Raw genomic sequence first — 16405 nt, 5'->3', positions numbered from 1 at the left:
GAAGATTTAATCTGAGCCTCCCTTCTCTCTGTATTACCCAATGAAATTTGATATGAAAAAGTTTTTAATTCTATTCCTCTTTACCGGCCTCACCTATGGTCAACAGCTTAGTAAGAACGAAGTCAATCAGCAAATAGGACTGGTATGGGGGCTTGTGAAATACCATCACCCCGATGTGAGCCGCGGAAAATATGACTGGAACCGGGAGTTGCTGACTGTTCTGGAAAAGTCCCGGGAGGTAAGAGATCAAAAGGAACTGAATAAAATTCTGCTTGAGCTAAGCACGGGATATAATACTAAAAAGACCCGGTTTAAACCCGGCAGGAATTCGGCGGCAAAAGGCATTTTCAGAAGGAATGAAGATTACAACTGGATTCAGGATTATGATTTTGGACCGGAACTCACCCGGGAACTTTTGAAACTAAAAGACAACAGGAGGATCGGAGATCACTACGCCTCCCGGGAAATTCTCAACAATTTTCTGAATTTCGAAAATGAAAAACCGCTGGCAGATTTTGACCAGTCTCTTGAAAGCCACAGACTACTGCTGCTCTACAATTTCTGGAATGCCATTCAATACTGGTACGTCAACAAGTACCTTATGGATGAAGACTGGCGAGAGATTCTACCTGAGCTCACCCGGGAATTTTCAGAAGCAACTACTACTGAAAAATTTGAAGTGGCAAAGCTGAAAATGAATGCCAGGCTGAATGATTCTCACTCCTATCGAACTTCTTCCTACCTATGGGATTCCCTGTACAACCGGTCTCCCGCCATGAACGGCAGGATCGTCAACGATTCCCTTGTAATTACCCGCGTCATGGAGCCTGCTGGCACAGCTCAAACAAATATTCAACCCGGAGATGTAATAACCTATATTGAGGGCCTGCCGGTAAAGGACTATGTGGAAAAGAACTTCGCTCCTATTTTTTCCGCTTCCAACAGGAACTATCTTCATAACCGCATACAGAATTGGTATCTGCTATCGGGAAAAACAGATTCTCTGAGGATCAGGGTTCTTTCTCCGCAGTCAGGCATATCAGAGCAACAGCGCATTCCTTTATACAGATCCTTCGGAAGTATTGACAGCGTAAGGCATCTCTACACTCCGTGGAAGGAATACTGGTACGATCTCACCCCCGAAGTAACTTATATCAATCTGGACAGTATTACTTCCGCAGAACTTAAATCTGCTTTTAACCACGGAAAAGATAAAAAAGCCATTGTTCTGGATTTGAGGAATTATCCCAGACAAATAAGGGATACAGATATTTCAAAATATCTTTTTCCGCGGAAAAAGAAGTTTGTAAAAGTCCTTTTTCCGGAAAGTTCCAACCCCTCCTACGGAGACCCCGATGGAAAAGCGCCACTGCGGTTTATACTGGATCCTTTCAAAAGTGGAAAGAAAAACAGGAACTATTACAAAGGCAGGGTGATTCTGCTGGTAGACCGTTCTTCCATGAGTTATGCTGAATATTTAGCAATGGTCATACAGGCTGCACCGAATGTGACCACTATTGGAGAGCAAACGGCCGGTGCTCCTTTAAATATCTGGACGTATACCCTGGCAGACGGGCAGACCACTTCCTTCACCGGCCTGGGAGGCTTTTATCCCGACGGCCGTGGTGTGCAGCGTGAAGGCGTGGCGCTTGATCATGTCATTACCGAAAGCGCTTTGCACTACGACCCTGAGTTATACCTGAAGGAAGCTCTTAAGATAATTGAAGAGGATACAGAGATCAGGCTGCTAAAATGAACCACTTAAACCACATTCCTAATAAAATTAAAATCATGAAAAAAATCCTCTTTTTGAGCCTTACAGGACTGCTTATTCTCGGCTCCTGTGCGCAGCAGCATTCCGGAAACTACAATGTTTTGATAGCCGAAGCGCGGGCATTGAATGCAGCAGGAGCATATAGTGAATCGGGTGAAAAGTATTCCGCAGCCTTTGAATCGGCAGAAGATATTGACAGTATTTCACACCGGTATGAAGCTGCGACCTCCTGGGCTCTGGCAAAGCAGAAAGATCAGGCTTTTGAGCAACTTAATCTGCTTACTGATGAAGGGAAATATTCAGACCTTTGGCAGATCTCTTCAGACGATAATTTCAACTCCCTGCGCTCTGATGGGCGCTGGATGGACGTTCTGACAAAAGTAAGTGAAAACAAAAAGGAAGCCGAAGCAGGCCTGGCAGAAGTAGCTGCCCTGCTGGAGGTGGTTTATTATGACGACCAAAAGCTGAGACAGGAATCGGCAGGAATTCAGGAGCAGTATGGGCGCGATTCAGAAGAGATCAGGGCACACTGGGAGCTTATTGGAAACCAGGATTCCATCAACCTTATCAAGGTAAAAAAGGTACTGGACGAAAATGGCTGGCTGGGAACAGAGCTTATTGGCCGCAGTGCAAATTCCGCGCTTTTTCTTGTTATTCAGCATGCCGGACTTGAAACACAGGAAGAGTACTTACCCATGCTGCGGCAGGCGGTAAAGAGAGGAGCTGCAAGCCCTGCAGATCTGGCCCTCCTTGAGGACCGGGTAGAGCTGCGACAGGGTAAAAAGCAGATCTATGGCAGTCAGGTTGCAATGGATCAGGAAACCGGGGAATATTACGTCTCCCCTCTTCTCGACCCCGAAAATGTGAACCGCCGGAGAGCAGAGGTGGGTTTAGGTCCCATTGAGGATTACGTTTCCACCTGGAATATCATTTGGGATGCAGAGACCTATAAAACAACTCAGGACTCAACCTCAACGAAATCAGATCCCCAGTAATCCCGATTAATTCTGAATCCTGAATTTTAAATCTTGAATCCTCACGCGTCATCTTTTGTCGCCCACCCGTCCTATCTTAGTTACCGGAAGTTAGATTTTAGAAGTTAGAGGTACGAAGTTGGATTAGGCCTGTCATTCAGAGCGAAGTGCAGCGGAGCGAAGAATCTCTTTTTCAGCTAAGAGCAATGAGTTATGATTTATAAACTGCCTAATCTCTAATAGAACAATACAAAATTAAAAAAATGAGAAAACTGGAGATCATGCTCACAGAAGAACAATACCAACACATACAGGAGGAGATCAAATATTATAAGAGAACCCATCTTTCAGAAGGTGTATTTGGAGGGTATGAATTATGTTTGAATGTTTCAGTGCCCAATGCATTCGGCAGTATTCTGGAAATGAGAACGAATGAAACAATTGATTTAGGAGAGGTGGCATGGAATTTTACTGAAGTACGAAATTAGAAGTTAGAGGTACGAAGTAAAAGTTTAGGAGTTTAGGAGTTTAGGAGTTTAGAATCTGTCATTCTGAACGCAGCTTTTGCGGAGTGAAGAATCTTTTTTTAGTTATGAGTTCAGGATTAAAAAGAATCAAAAGCCAAGAACCAGGAGCCAGGACTTTTGCCTGCTACGGGTGCTGAGGTAGAAAATTTTCCATTTTACCCCTCCCCTATCCCGAAGTGTCGGGAGGAGCCGGAAAATTTTGACAGGTTATATCTTTTATTTAATCATTGTAAAATAAAAACGTAATTTCTTCGGCCTACGAAAGTTTGCCGTAAAATTTGAAGTGAAGCTGACGTAAAATTTTAGGCTGTTTGAGCGGAATGAGTTTTTCTTTTTACTCCGAGGTCTCCCGCGAGTTCCTAAAATTTAGGCAGTGAACGATAAATTTAGGCGGGGTTTCGTAAGCCTAGATTTTTTGGTTCTTTTTCATCAATGGAAAAAGAACAAGAAATAAAAAATAAGAGTAAAACTTCAAATTCTTTATAATGAGCACGAGCTATCGGAATAAAATCATCCTCACTTACCGCGCTTTACTAGAAATCCACGAAGAACTGATGGAACGGATCATCAACGTCGGTATGACGGGACAGTATGCAGAGATCAACGAAACCTTCCGCGAAGGCGATACCTTCAAGTTTGACCTGGAGATGTTCCGCGACAGTAAAGACCAAAACCTGCAACTGCTACTCGGACTATTTGATGAGCTGGAAAACTTGATGAATACCCTGGCCAATGTCAATGGGATCACTGAGGAGGAATTGGAAGATGATTGAAGTTAGATTTACGAAGTTAGAAGTACGAAGTGAAGGTGGAAACTATTTCTGTCATTCAGAACGAGCGATAGCGAAGTGAAGAATCTCCTATTTGTAAAGTGGCCGGTTACCTGTTACGAGTTGCGGGTTGCGAGATGCGCGGCGGGCGTGAAATCCCAATCTTGAATTTTAAATCTTGAATCATCTATGATCGGAGCTTTATTAGGAGACATTATAGGTTCTGTCTTCGAAGGAAAAAACATAAAAACAACCGATTTTCAGTTACAGAATTTCGGTTCCCGAATAACCGACGACAGTGTTCTGACAATTGCTGTGGCGGAAACTCCTGGGCTCATCTGCATTTAACCGGTATTGGTATTTTAGTTTATTGGATAAGGATGGGTATTTGTACTAAACTTCAGCAACACCGAATTCTCATTGTGCGCTAAACTTAACGGCCGCTCACCGGTAAATGTTTCCGCAAAGGCTCCTCTCGTGATGAATTATGGATCATGAATCATTCAGAAAGTAGTGCAGCGGAGTGATGAATCTATTGTTAGTTCAGTTGCCTGTTGCGAATTCAGCGTTTTAAATAAAGATTTAGCCTGACAACTAATAACACCTGCGAAATCTGTAAGAATTTTTTAAATGTGGCGCCTATGATGGACTTTGAAAATTCAAGATTCAAGCTCCAAAATAATTGTTGCCCGGGGGAAATTCAAAAACCATCTGATTTCTTTCCTAACTTATTGATTTTGCTGGTCTGTTTTTGTTTAGGTAGTGGTGGAGGTGATGATCCTATGGATCCACCACCCGATCCACCAGGAAGTGGAAATTAGAATTAAATTCAAAGCCGCTGTAGAAAGCGGCTTTTTCTTTTTTATAACTTTGGATTCATGAACAAAGCTTTCCCCCTCCTATTTTTAATTTGCAGCCTATTCTCTGGTTGTTCTGAAAACCAGAAGTTAGAACAACAAACGATCGAAAGAACAGATAAGGCATTTAGAACATTTCAGAAAGCAAAAACAGTTGAAGATGTTGGTGAAAAACTCCGGTTGCTATCTCAGGCTGCTGCCCAAATAGAATCCCCTGACGATACGCTTCTAACAGAAATCCTTGATCACCAGATCTACTTTTATGATGCAATAAAACTTTATGACAGTTCCCTTCACTACGCTAATTTGATGATCGAAAAAGGGATTGAAACAGGAGACACTTCAACTCTGGCCAAAGCTTACTACCGAAGAGGCCGCGCTCAACTCAACAGGGAGAATCATCTCGAAGTACTAAGGGATATGCATCAATCACAAAAGTTATATTTGTTTACAGGAGATAGTACATCTGCAGGTAGACGCCTGGTAGAATTGGGTATAGCCCAATTTAGGCTGGGAGATTTTTCGGGAAGCCAGGCAAGCCAGATACAGGCTTTAAAACTTCTTCAAAATTCCGAAGATTCCATTTTTCTACCTAGGATCTACAACAATCTGGCAATGACCTACAGGCAACTTGGCGATCTGGATGAGGCTATAGATGAATATAAAAATGCCCTGAGGATAGCCAAAACAAGAAGGGACAGCCTGGCACTTCTCAATAATATCGCTAATATCTATCAGGAAAAAAAAGATTATGAGAGATCCCTCAACTTGTACGATTCAATTCTTCATCTGGCTACAGATAAAACAACCTTCAACAGAATTAAAGGCAATTTGTACTATACCCAATGGCTGCAGAATAAATCAGGAGTCGAGGATGAAGTAAAGGATATAATGAAATCAAGGCAGCAGGAAAATGATCTGATTGGTCTTATGACAAGTTACAATCATCTCACAAGAATGAACTTAAAAGAAGATCCAGAAGAGGCCCTTCAATATGCTGAAAAATATCACAGTCTATCGAAAAAACTTAAGAGCCTAAGTGATCAAACGCAGGCGCTGGGATACCTGATTCAGCTTTCGCCCCCTGTTCAGAATAAAAAATATTCTCTGGAATACATGCGGATAAACGACAGCCTTTCCACAGCCCGGAACCGGGTCAAGAATCTTTTTGCTAAGATCAAATATGATGAAGAGCAAAAGATCAAAGAAATAAAGGAGCTGGAAACCCTCACCTCAAATCAAAAACTGGAGCTTTTGCAGGAAAGGAACCGGAGAAACCTCGCGATCTCCACTGCCTTTCTCCTCCTGGCCTCGGCTTTTTTTGTTTACTATCTCATTAAGCAAGGCCACAAGAAGAAGACCATTAGGGAAATACATCAAACAGAGGTGCGCATATCAAAAAGGATCCATGACGAACTGGCCAATGATGTTTATAACGTGATCACTGAAGTGGAAAATCCTGCAAGCCTGGACAGGGAAGTGATTCTTAATAAACTCGATAGTATCTATTCCCGCACCCGAAACATCTCCAGGGAAAATACTCCTGTCCACACCGGCCCCGGCTTTGCAGAAGATCTTCAGTACATGTTATCCCATAGCACGCCAGCTCATGCCCGACTCTTTCTCACAGGGTTCCAGGATATAGCCTGGGAAAAACTCAATGCTGAAGCAAAGATTGTCATTTACAGGTCGCTCCAGGAGTTAATGGTGAATATGAACAAGCACAGTGAGGCATCAATTATTGGTATCAATTTTAGAAAAAATGCCTCCAGATTACAGATCACCTATAATGATAATGGAGTGGGAGCTGCGGCGGAACAGCTAAAAAAGGCATCGGGTCTTCAAAATGTGGAAAACCGTATTGTTTCTATTGGAGGGACCTTTAATTTTCAGTCCGATAAGGATAAAGGTTTTTCCGCTAACATTTTAATTTCTATGTAGATGTTCAAAAAAGTACTTATTGCCGAAGACATAGACGCCGTCAACAGCGCGCTAAAAGAATTCCTGCTGCAGTTGGGAATCAGGGAAGTAATTTATTGCCAGTATTGTGACGAGGCGTACCTCAAGTTGAAAAAGGCCGCTATGGAAAATACGCCCTTTGACCTTTTGATCTGTGATCTTTCCTTTAAGCAGGATCACAGGACCGAACAAATTTTTTCAGGGGATGAACTTGCCCTGAAGATAAAACAGGAGTTGCCGGATACAAAGGTGATCATTCATTCCATAGAGGATCAACCAGGACGGGTAAAAAAGATCGTTTCTTTTGTAGATGCTTATGTATGCAAAGGCCGACACGGGATGCATTATCTTCAGGAAGCCATGGTCAAAGTGAGGGAGAGAGAAAAATATCTTTCTCCCGATATCCGCAAAACTCTCGAGCAAACAAATTTAAAGGAATTGACCGAGTATGAATTATCCCTCCTAAGGTATATCTCCCAGGGCTATTCGCAGGAGGATATCAGTGAAAGCTTTAAAAGTAAAGGAATGGCTCCCTTCAGTAAAAGTTCCATTGAAAAAAAGCTAAGAGATCTACGTGAAGATTTTGGAGCTACCACAAATGCCCAGCTGGTGAGTATAGTAATGACCTTGCAGCTCATTTAAAAATTCATTGATTGGTTCTGGATTTAATTATTGCCACGAATACACGAATGATTTTCCGGCTCTTATCTGATTTCTGGAAAACTTTGTACTTCTAAATTCATAAATCTAAGTTTTCATTACTGCTTACTTTAAACCGGGCACTGCAAATTTTCTGACCACTATCCATATGACTAAATTAATATTGTAATCACAACCGGAAATATTTCGCCCCTCCGGGGTTTTTTTTGGAGGTGGCACTTTTTGAACTCCGGGTTAAAACCCGGGGCTACTAATATGTCGCCCCGCCGGGGCTTTTTCTCAAATTGGAATTTGGTGCTTGGAATCTTCAATTTCGTACTTCTAACTTCCCCTCATTTTTTACTAATAAAGATCAACGCAGTATTTGTTTTTTCAGCCAGGCTAAGTGCTACATGTCCGAAGGCTTTTTGATGTTTACCCGCTTTACCCAGACCCATTATTACCAGGTCATGCCGGGAGGCCTGGTGCACAAGTTCTGCTACCACATCATCATTCTGAATTATAGCAACTTCGGTCTTTCCGGGAATGATGCGGCTTGCAAAACGGGAAAGTCTCTGATTGTTTTTCTCAATTGTTTCTGAAAGGGTATTTTCAGGCAGTACCTGGAGAAAAGTTATTTCAGGTTGTGAGGCACGCCACAGGCTAGCAGCAACACGTGCCCGGAGCGGATCGTGACTTTCGAAACCGGCTACCGGAATAAGGACTTTCTGTGCTGCCGTAATTTTCCATCCGCTAAAAGGTTGGCGGAATACCACCACATCTGCCTTAACATGTTTAACCAGTTTTTCAAGGTTCTTATTGGTCTGAGATTCATTGACATCACTTAATCCCAATAGCAGACTTCTGCAATTGTGTTCTTTGACCACCCGTTCAATCTCTTCCCATGGATGATCGGCTATAGTGGTGAGGGTTTCGGGACGCAGACCTGCTTCAAAAGAAGCTTTCAGGGCGTACTGCGTAACATCACGACTGGATAAAAGCCGCTTTTCAAGATCATCTTTTTCGGTACTGGGAATAACGATGGAATGGATCAGGACCCTCCCTATCACCGGAGGTGCCAGTGCATTTGCTAAAAAGACCATAGATTCCGCATTTGCGGGATTGGATATTGGGAGCAGCACCAGCGGACTTAATCCCCGCAGACGGATAAGATCGGGATCCAGGGCCTGTTCAGACGCCTCTATAGCCCTGGCTTTTTTTATGAAAAATGACACAAAGAGGACCGCCCCGGTGAGCAGCCATAACAGTGCAATTATTCCGGCAGACGGCACCACTATTGCCTGAAAAATAGCCAGACCTAAACAGCTGATTATTCCGACGATGGGCAGGGCTGGAAAAAAAGGAGCCCTGAAGGTTGCACTTTCCTTATATCCGCGGTTGCGCATGAGGATCATGATAAGATGTGCCAGTGCAAAAGTGATCAGAAAGATCAAACTGGAAGCTGCGCCGGCCGCGGCAAGATCGGGCAGGATCAAAACAAGGATGGCTACAATTCCGCAGGTTACAAGTATAGAGGTTACAGGCGTTCCAAATCTCTCGCTGATATTGGAAAGGTGATGATTGAGGGTCCGGTCTTTTGCCATGCTAAGGGAAATCCGGGAAGCTGCAAAGAGATTGGCCTGTAAAGCTGAAAGCATTGAGAATATACCCGCTACCAGCACCAGCCAGAAACCAAAAGCTCCAAGATAATTCTGAGCGGCAACGGCCAGCACAGTTTCAGAATCCTGTTTGCTCATTTCTGTTATGGACTCCCCCGGAAGTACGCCAACGGTCGACATCAGAAAAAGCAGGGGCAGGTAAATAGCCAGACCTACTGCGAGTGTGCCCATCATCGCCTTCGGAATATTCTTCTCCGGATTTTTAATTTCTCCTGCGGCCGAACCAATAAGATCAAAACCCTGAAGCGCGATAAAGGTATAACCCATTGCCGCTATCACTCCGCTGAACCCGCCCGAAAAAAACGGGTCCAGACTTTCTGAAATATGACTGAAAGGAGTCTGCACAAATACAGCGAGTCCGCCGGCTATGAGTACGGCAAATACAGCGAGTTTCCCAATATTAATAACAGCGCCGCCATCGCCCGAACCTCGTGTTAAGCTGAAAGTAAAGTAACCTATGGCTCCCAAGGCCAATAATACCGGCACAAAGCCGAACTCAAGGACTCCGCTGCTCTCCAGAGCCGGAATTTGTTTTAGAGCAAAAACAGCAAAGGCTCCAAAACCAAGAGCATACAACACTGCCGCTACCAGGGAGGCAAACCAGACAATCCACCCTACCCCAAAAGCTACCTGAAGCGATAAAGCCTTCTTGGCGTAAGTATAAGTTCCTCCCGATTGCGGATTCGCCGAAGCCATTTCGGCGAAACTAAGTGCAGTAATAAAAGCGATCAGCCCGTTTAGAGCAAAGGCAAGGACAGCCGAAGGTCCGCTCACGGCAAAAGCCACCCCCGCCAGGGCAAGTATTCCGCCTCCCACCATTGCTCCCACCCCGATGCCCAAAGCTCCGGAAAATCCGATAGTACGATTTGTTGCTGAAGAAGAAGGGTCTATGTTCATGGGGAAATTAAAATAGGAAAATATTCTGGGATTTAATGGAATTCAGGATTCCAATTCAAAATTCGGATTGAAAGAAAATTAAATCGTTATAATACTGTCATTCCGACAGAGCATTTGCTTTTGGTAAAAGCTGATGCGACGAGGAAACTTTTGAATGGATAATGTATAATGAGTAATGTATAATCAGAATTAAAGGAAACTCAATAACAGATTATGCTTGTTTATAAGAGAAAGCTCTGAAGTTTATGATTTATGAAGATGTCTTCTTTCCACATTCTTCTTTTTTTTCGCCACGAATACACGAATGATTTTCGGCCTCTTATTTAATCTCTGGAAAACTTCGTACTTCTAAATTCGTAAATCTAAATTCCATTACTGCCTGCTTGAGACTGCACACTGCACTTTCTGATCACTATCATATCATATGACTAAACAATAATCTGATGTTTATGCGGCGCCCTAACAGGGCTCATCTCAGGTGGTTCTTTAAACGCGGGGTTAAAACCCCGGACTATTAATATTGCTCCTCGCTTAAAAACTCAAGATTTAAGGTTCAAACCTAAAGATTTTCTGACTCTCAAATTTTCTGATCATTTTTTTTTCTGATCACTGATCACTGATCACTGATCACTGACCACTGAATACTGCTCACTCCCCTTCATACTTCTACCTTCGTAAATCTAACTTCAGGTGTCGGAGCTAATCATTAAAATAATATATTCGGCAGATTATTTATTGGTATTAAACTCATCCTCTTTTTATTATGAAGAAAAATAAAGTACTGCTTGTCATTCTGTTATTTCCCTTTTTTGGTTTCAGTCAGGGGCCTTCAGAATCTATGAAAGATTCCGTAGAAGTTCTTTACAAAAAGTATTTCGAACTTAAGAAAAGTACCGATTCGATTCAGAAATCTTCGGCTTCACTTGTAGAGCTTCAGCAAAATCTTGATAATTTTAAACAGATCGTTACTGAAAACAACAGGCTCATCGGAGAATTCAGGGATGACAAATTTCACACTGCACAGCAACAATTTACCTTCAGAAAGAACAAGATCGTTAACACCAGTGAATTTGTGTATGTCGCAAACGTGAGCCTGAATGCCATAAGGCAGTTTGATGCGACAGCTACTTACCTCAGCAGGATTTCCGCATTAAACAATCCGTCGAATACAGATCTTGGTTTCTCCCTTACAGAGGAGGTAAATACCATTTTGAAAAAGAACATTATAAAAGGCGGTAAAAAAATAAACGGCGCGAGTTCAGACAAATTCATGTCTTTTATGAATAATATCATTGAATCTCCAATTACCGAAGGCTTTACGAGTGCAGTGCCCGTGGTGGGAGCCATTCGCTCTGTGATCGACATCGTGATTGGAACGGCAGTGCAGGGTAAAGATGTAAATCTTCAGGATGTTACCCGTTTAAAAGAAGATCTCAAGGTTTATATTGAGCATTATGAAGGTCTGGCAGTAGCCCAGGAGAAATTTGACCAGAATTTATCCAATCTCTCCATTCGCACCAACGCTTTGACCGAACTGCTCAACACCTACACCATTGAAAGGATAAACACGCTCTCTCCAAACACCATAAACTCTAAGGACACCTTAGGATTAACCACTCTTATAAACAAGCATTATACTGCAAAGGAGGTACAGGAAAAAATAGAAGCTGTTACCCGGTCAAATCCAACAGCTTATGAAAGTCACCTGGTGAACCACAGGCTTTTTTACCCGGATTATGCGCTTAATCAGGCGAAATTCATCAGAGATGAAGTGGAAAGCCTGAGGGAACAATATATTCTCACCTTTAGAGCCTATCAAAAATCCCTCGAGGGAGTGCTGAACAAAAGCCGGAACATAGGAGATGAAAAGGAGATCAACAAGATCATCAGCGACCTCAACCGCCGACTCGTCATTGTAGAGAAAAACTTTAATGAAAGTGTGAATGTTGAAGGTGTGAATTTAAAATTCAGGCAGCTTTCGACTTATTGATCATTTTGACTGCCCTGAGAATTTCCTCTCAAAAATGTCATTTTTGATACTAATTTTCCATTGGGGTTAGTTCGATCTCACTTTCCCATTCAGAAGAGATAAGGTCCTCCTTTTTGATAAGATTTCCTGAAGTAGTAATTCTGTACCGATCTTTATCCTGAATCTCCAGCTCCCAGATAATATTTTCGGCTTCAGGAAAACCGGCTGCTCCATTCATTTGTTCCTCAAATAACCTTTTCACGATATTTCTTTCAGATAAACCATCATCGAACAATCTCAACAGCATTTCTTTGCGCAGTACGGTTTCATTTTCTTCTTCAAGAGGGGATATAACACACTCAATTATGGTAGCGCTGGAGCTGGGGAATTTTCCATTGTAAGCTTTAAACAGCAGCTGATTAACATGAAATAAAGGTGCCTGTAATTCCATTTCAGGATATTCCTCACACACCTTATCATTCAGCATATCATTAGAGATCTGGTCAATCTGACCTTCAGACAGATGCTCACTGAGTTTGTAGGTAAGAACCACTTTGGCAGCTTCAGAAGGTTCGAAATCTGTAATGGCCATAAAAAGTAATTCCCTCAAATTTTCTTTACCGGAATCTTCAGCATCGGGATATTCAAATTTTTCAAGTAGCTGAATATAATCTTCGTTTGTCCAGTAATTGCTTATCTCTTCAAGGGTTTGGACGTCCTCTATTTTTATTTTGTACTTCATGATCAGGTTTTTATCGGGTGAAATTCCCCGAAGAGAGTATAATCAATTTAAACCGGTAATCCCTTGTATAAAATCATAACTTCAAATGCTCAATTCCCAAAAAAGTACCTGCTGGTTCAAAAGCTTTGATTTTCTGAATTAGACCCAAAAAAATACAGCACCCCATGAGTGCTGTACTGTTCTTCAAAAATGCTTTATTTCTACACCTTCTTTGGAGGCAGATCAAAAGCAATGGCTTCATGTTCAAAGTGATTCCTGTGAGATCCATCGCAAAAAGGTTTGTTGGCAGACAAGCCGCAGCGGCACAGGGTGACCTGCTCCCTGCCGCCAAGATCGTACACGTCTCCGTTCTTATCCACTATTTCAAAATCTCCCTTAATTATGAGAGAGCCGTTGTTGTTTACCGTAATTTTTGTTGTCGCCACTTTTATTTTTTCTTAGATAAGCAAATTACATTTTTAATAATAAGTTCTGAAGCTAAAATCGACTTCTACCCACATTTATTCTGAACCTTTATAAGGCCTTCCAGCCTCACTCCATAATCACCTGCCAAAAATGGCATTTTTGACACCTCATTACAAGTACTAATTGCTAATTTACATTAAGCAGATACTTCAATCATTGGAATTTGAAATTTGGTGCTTTTCAATATACACTATACAATCAAAATTTACTACCTTCATCTGCTACTACGTCTTCCCTACCGGCGCAGCGACAAATCCCCCTGCCGGAAATTCTCTAATGGCATCACCTCTATAGAAAGCATGTATACCCCGGAATTTTCCGGTCACACCAAAGGGATCTGAGTAGAAATTAAATAGAATAACAATGTTAGAAATCATCCACGTACAGGGCGGAATGCGCGAGTTCGAAAGAACCGGAATCTATCCTGAATACCTGCTGTTCAACCTGGCCGGCACCCGACAAAACTGGACAATAAGAATAAAGCAGACTCCGCAGCAGGGAGTTCTTAAAAGCAAAGGCAAAGTGCTCTATGAATACAGCTTCGATGGTACCTGGTGTACATTCAGAAAAAAGAAAAGTGATAGTACGTTTTCAGAATGGAGGAAACCTGAATTCATGACTTCAGAAATGAGGGATTGATAATTTATGTTTTTCCTCTGTCCTTAAAAGAAAAACACACCTCCACCACCGTCAAAACGAGGGTTGACCACATTATTAAAAATGGACCCGAACCTGTAACGAATTCCAAAACTGGTATAAAATGAATAATTTGAATCCAGTTGTCTTCTTCTGGTAAGAAGGTCTTCATTGGAAATATTCCCTTTAGCGATATTCAACTGGTCTCGTTGTACGGCATAATAACCGCTAATGTTAAGGGACAAACCTTTGTACAACCTTAGGTCTGCATACCCGGAAAAGGTGAGCCTGTTTTTAGAAAAATCATGGAAATAATGACCATAGGCCGCTGAACCACTAATTTGCCCCCACTTTTTGTTAAGGCTAACTGCCAGAGAAAGGTTCTGTCGAAACCTGAATTCTTCCGTTTCCAAATAGACCGTTTCTTCTCTGTAGTCAAAATACGAAGGTCCTATCTTGTACATCAAACCAACATAATGGTTATTAGATTCCGTATAAGGAAAGAAGTTGTACTCCACTGCAGGAGTGAGGGTCCAGGAGGATTCATAATTTGAAAAATCCGACCTCAAGATTTCAAAAATACCGCCTGCAGACCAGTGATCATTCAGAGACCAGACTGTAGTGTTGCTTCCCCTGTAACTTTCATTAGAAAATTTTATGGCATCTTCCCCTGAACCATAACGGTTCTTGTTCACACCATAGCTTATAGATGTAGTTGTTTTTAGCTTTTCTGATATACGGGAAGCAGTAAAACCGGTACTGAAGCTATTGCTGAAGTAATTTTTATCACCATTGAGATAGCCGTTAAGACGTGCATTAAACACCCAAAGATTCCATGGATCCTCCTGGGATTTTTCGGTTGCACCCCCACTCTCTGAAGATTCTTCTTCGAGAACGATCTGCACTTTTTTCCCTTGCTCCGTCTTCGCAAGATATCTAACAAGACCCAATTTCAGGGTCTGTACTATTTGTTGTCTTGCCTCATCATCTGTTGCAGTCGCCTGCCTCACAAAGGATAACGTATCATTCACCCCGGCAAAGATCTCCCTTCCTGTAAATTGTAATTTGTACTCACGGCCGCCACTCCCCGTAACCTGATGATTTGATAATACAAAAACGTTGGATTCAAAACGGTCATTCACATAATCTACAAAAGGAATTTCCCGCTTTATATATTCCTGATCACAATAGGACTGACAGTCTAAAAACAGCCGGATCTTTTTATTTTCCGTCTGTGAATAAGAAAAAGCAGACATCAGGGCAAAAGCTAACGATAAAAAATATTTCATTAAAAAATTTGAGAAGGTTAAAGGCTCTTCGCTGTAGGGGCAGCAAATATATTAAAATGTGTTAAAACAAGGGACAATAATTTGGATCCTTTCCGGTATTGGGCCACTGCTTTCTGTAGCTGCTGAAAAATGACTTTTTTGGGAGGTAGATTTGCAGGAATTAACTTAACATTTTGGGGAGTACACCGGCTGGTACTGAGTTTGAAGTTTTAAAGATGTTATTAACGATTGTCCGTCCCCTTAGGATCCGGCTTTGGACAATGTCTAAACGGGGAAAAGTTCAATTAACAGAAGTAGGGAGCTGAAATTGATTGGACCTTCCTGAAAAGTCATATTGCAGGGTAGTCCCGCCTATTAGCGGGGGAGGTACTGAAATAAACTTCGTACTTCTACGCTTGTAAATCTAACTTCCTATCATATGACTAAACATAATGATGTAACTGCAATCCCAAATATGTCGCCCCTCCGGGGCTCTTTGTGGAGGGGGTGTTTTTTGATCCCGGGGCTGCACCCCGGGCTACCTATATTTCGCCCCTCGTATGTTTGAAAAATAGGAATTTTGTTCACTATAAATACTTTAAAATATATAATCTTAGTTACTTGAATCCTCAAAATTAATAATAGGAAGAAACAGGAATAGCAACATCGCCCCAGATAACAAATTTTGTATATCGACCCAGAGACTTTGCACTTGTTTCTTTTCTTCTTAAAATCTGAATAGTATCTAGGAAACAGGCCATGTTGTTTGTATTCCGTATAAACACGAGGAAAGATAAAAGAAGATATTCCTTAAACTTTAAACATATTATGAGTAAACTAATTATTGGTATTGACATTTCGATGAATGACTTCTATGCCTGTATTAAAGTAAGAACAGAAGATAACAGTATTAAGATAAAAGGAACTCGTTCCTTTGAAAATACAGATCAGGGATTTGAAAATTTCTTATCCTGGTCTTTAAAACAAAAAAAAGATGATGAGTGGTCGGTAAGATTTGTAATGGAAGCAACAGGAGTATATTACGAAAACCTTGCTTACTATCTTCATTCTCAGAACCAGAAGGTGTCAGTGGTGTTAGCTAATAAAATAAAAAACTACATTAAAAGTCTGAATGTGAAAACCAAAACAGATAAGGTAGATGCAAAGACCATTGCCAGTTTTGGAATAGAAAGAGAATTGGAGAACTGGGAGCCTATGTCTCCAATGTATAAAACTTTGAGAGATTTGT

The 16405-nt window shown here is 41.7% G+C and carries 14 protein-coding genes; 10 read left to right on the top strand and 4 right to left on the bottom strand.

All coding sequences use genetic code 11. The features are described from left to right. Nucleotides 1-52: 52 nt before the first annotated feature. The 7 genes from G564_RS0117285 to G564_RS0117250 all read left to right on the top strand — a co-directional run bounded on the left by G564_RS0117285 (nt 53) and on the right by G564_RS0117250 (nt 7503). Entirely contained in the window at nt 53-1756 is a 1704-nt protein-coding gene (locus G564_RS0117285; protein ID WP_169578149.1) for a S41 family peptidase, read from the top strand. Between the two features lie 35 nt (nt 1757-1791). Next, on the top strand, nt 1792-2769 hold the full coding sequence (locus tag G564_RS19590; protein ID WP_156879284.1) for a DUF6624 domain-containing protein: 978 nt from the start codon (nt 1792-1794) through the stop codon (nt 2767-2769). A 242-nt stretch (nt 2770-3011) separates the two neighbouring features. Then, entirely contained in the window at nt 3012-3236 is a 225-nt protein-coding gene (locus G564_RS0117275) for a hypothetical protein (RefSeq protein ID WP_029038762.1), read from the top strand. 524 nt (nt 3237-3760) lie between these two features. After that, nucleotides 3761-4048 carry a hypothetical protein gene (locus G564_RS0117270; protein WP_037374241.1) on the top strand — a complete coding sequence of 96 codons (288 nt, stop codon included), beginning with the start codon at nt 3761-3763 and terminating at the stop codon, nt 4046-4048. A 638-nt stretch (nt 4049-4686) separates the two neighbouring features. Then, nucleotides 4687-4866, top strand: a complete 180-nt coding sequence (locus G564_RS20415; RefSeq protein ID WP_156879283.1) for a hypothetical protein — start codon at nt 4687-4689, stop codon at nt 4864-4866. A gap of 57 nt (nt 4867-4923) precedes the next feature. Further along, entirely contained in the window at nt 4924-6843 is a 1920-nt protein-coding gene (locus tag G564_RS19585; protein ID WP_051205589.1) for a tetratricopeptide repeat-containing sensor histidine kinase, read from the top strand. Further along, nucleotides 6844-7503 carry a helix-turn-helix domain-containing protein gene (locus G564_RS0117250; protein WP_029038760.1) on the top strand — a complete coding sequence of 220 codons (660 nt, stop codon included), beginning with the start codon at nt 6844-6846 and terminating at the stop codon, nt 7501-7503. A gap of 350 nt (nt 7504-7853) precedes the next feature. Here the strand turns inward: G564_RS0117250 and G564_RS0117245 are convergent, their stop codons facing one another. Beyond that, on the bottom strand, nt 7854-10076 hold the full coding sequence (locus tag G564_RS0117245; RefSeq protein WP_051205587.1) for an APC family permease: 2223 nt from the start codon (nt 10074-10076) through the stop codon (nt 7854-7856). A 763-nt stretch (nt 10077-10839) separates the two neighbouring features. Between G564_RS0117245 and G564_RS0117240 the strand changes: the two genes are divergently transcribed. Further along, nucleotides 10840-12066, top strand: coding sequence for a hypothetical protein (locus tag G564_RS0117240; protein ID WP_029038758.1), 1227 nt, complete (start codon nt 10840-10842; stop codon nt 12064-12066). A 49-nt stretch (nt 12067-12115) separates the two neighbouring features. Here G564_RS0117240 and G564_RS0117235 read toward each other — a convergent pair whose 3' ends face one another. Next, on the bottom strand, nt 12116-12787 hold the full coding sequence (locus G564_RS0117235) for a hypothetical protein (protein WP_029038757.1): 672 nt from the start codon (nt 12785-12787) through the stop codon (nt 12116-12118). A gap of 200 nt (nt 12788-12987) precedes the next feature. Next, nucleotides 12988-13212 carry a CDGSH iron-sulfur domain-containing protein gene (locus G564_RS20225; protein WP_084625674.1) on the bottom strand — a complete coding sequence of 75 codons (225 nt, stop codon included), beginning with the start codon at nt 13210-13212 and terminating at the stop codon, nt 12988-12990. A gap of 403 nt (nt 13213-13615) precedes the next feature. Here G564_RS20225 and G564_RS0117220 point away from each other — a divergent pair, with 403 nt between their 5' ends. Next, a complete protein-coding gene (locus tag G564_RS0117220) occupies nt 13616-13891 on the top strand; it encodes a hypothetical protein (RefSeq protein ID WP_029038755.1) in 276 nt (91 codons plus the stop codon). 23 nt (nt 13892-13914) lie between these two features. Here G564_RS0117220 and G564_RS20030 read toward each other — a convergent pair whose 3' ends face one another. Further along, nucleotides 13915-15177, bottom strand: a complete 1263-nt coding sequence (locus tag G564_RS20030) for a hypothetical protein (RefSeq protein WP_051205585.1) — start codon at nt 15175-15177, stop codon at nt 13915-13917. Nucleotides 15178-15984: 807 nt separating this feature from the next. On the opposite strand from G564_RS20030, the gene G564_RS0117205 reads away from it, so the two are divergent. Continuing rightward, nucleotides 15985-16405 (top strand): IS110 family transposase (locus G564_RS0117205; protein WP_037374123.1); only part of this gene is annotated, 421 nt, incomplete at its 3' end.

The organism is Salinimicrobium xinjiangense DSM 19287 (assembly GCF_000423585.1).
Lineage (GTDB): Bacteria > Bacteroidota > Bacteroidia > Flavobacteriales > Flavobacteriaceae > Salinimicrobium > Salinimicrobium xinjiangense.
Note: the sequence above shows the minus strand (reverse complement) of the source record. Positions and strands in the feature narration are given on the sequence as shown.